Annotated in this window: 9 tRNA genes; all 9 read right to left on the reverse strand. The window is 49.0% G+C overall.

Annotated elements, in window-relative coordinates:
• Positions 1-4 precede the first annotated feature (4 nt).
• The 9 genes from ODU37_RS10670 to ODU37_RS10710 all read right to left on the reverse strand — a co-directional run bounded on the left by ODU37_RS10670 (position 5) and on the right by ODU37_RS10710 (position 970).
• Positions 5-78, reverse strand: a tRNA-Pro gene (locus tag ODU37_RS10670).
• A gap of 47 nt (positions 79-125) precedes the next feature.
• A tRNA-Arg gene (locus tag ODU37_RS10675) sits at positions 126-199 on the reverse strand.
• An 18-nt stretch (positions 200-217) separates the two neighbouring features.
• Positions 218-301 (reverse strand) — tRNA-Leu (locus ODU37_RS10680).
• A gap of 7 nt (positions 302-308) precedes the next feature.
• Positions 309-380 (reverse strand) — tRNA-Gly (locus ODU37_RS10685).
• Positions 381-392: 12 nt separating this feature from the next.
• A tRNA-Thr gene (locus ODU37_RS10690) sits at positions 393-465 on the reverse strand.
• Positions 466-479: 14 nt separating this feature from the next.
• Positions 480-561: transfer RNA gene (locus tag ODU37_RS10695), tRNA-Leu, on the reverse strand.
• A 3-nt stretch (positions 562-564) separates the two neighbouring features.
• Positions 565-637 (reverse strand) — tRNA-Lys (locus ODU37_RS10700).
• 74 nt (positions 638-711) lie between these two features.
• A tRNA-Asp gene (locus tag ODU37_RS10705) sits at positions 712-784 on the reverse strand.
• 113 nt (positions 785-897) lie between these two features.
• Positions 898-970, reverse strand: a tRNA-Val gene (locus tag ODU37_RS10710).
• Positions 971-973 lie beyond the last annotated feature (3 nt).

Genomic DNA, 973 nt, shown 5'->3' on the forward strand with positions numbered 1-973 from the left:
ATAATCGGGAAGACAGGATTCGAACCTGCGACACCTTGGTCCCAAACCAAGTACTCTACCAAGCTGAGCTACTTCCCGATACTATTAAAAATAAAGCTCCCCTAACGTCTCCATTAAGCGAGTGATGCACCCTAGAGGATTCGAACCTCTAACCGCCTGATTCGTAGTCAGGTACTCTATCCAGTTGAGCTAAGGGTGCTAACTATTATAAGCTTCATGCCGAGGACCGGAATCGAACCGGTACGATGTTGCCATCGCAGGATTTTAAGTCCTGTGCGTCTGCCAGTTCCGCCACCCCGGCCTCTCAAAGCGAACGACGGGATTCGAACCCGCGACCCCCACCTTGGCAAGGTGGTGTTCTACCACTGAACTACGTTCGCAATCTTTCCTAATGCCGGCTACATGACTTGAACACGCGACCCTCTGATTACAAATCAGATGCTCTACCAACTGAGCTAAGCCGGCCTATTTCTATTCTATGCGGGTTAAGGGACTTGAACCCCCACGCCCGAAAGCGCCAGATCCTAAATCTGGTGCGTCTGCCAATTCCGCCAAACCCGCATATGACTCGTGCTGGGCTCGAACCAGCGACCCATTGATTAAAAGTCAATTGCTCTACCAACTGAGCTAACGAGTCTTGTCTCTTTTCTAAGAAGACGTAAGCTATGCTTACTTCATACAAACTTCAAAATGTCTACTAGACATCTCGAACGGTCCCGACGGGAATCGAACCCGCGATCTTCGCCGTGACAGGGCGACGTGATAACCGCTACACTACGGGACCTATCTGTACTCAAGCTAAAATCCTAGTGAAAAAGATAAACTTCCTAGAGTCATTGACTCTGCGTCAGTTTCCTATTTCCATACGGATTTCTTAACGCTTTTAGTAACATGATATGGGAGTTAACGGGATCGAACCGCTGACCCTCTGCTTGTAAGGCAGATGCTCTCCCAGCTGAGCTAAACTCCCAAT

The organism is Streptococcus sp. 2021WUSS109 (genome assembly GCF_044427305.1).
Lineage (GTDB): Bacteria > Bacillota > Bacilli > Lactobacillales > Streptococcaceae > Streptococcus > Streptococcus suis.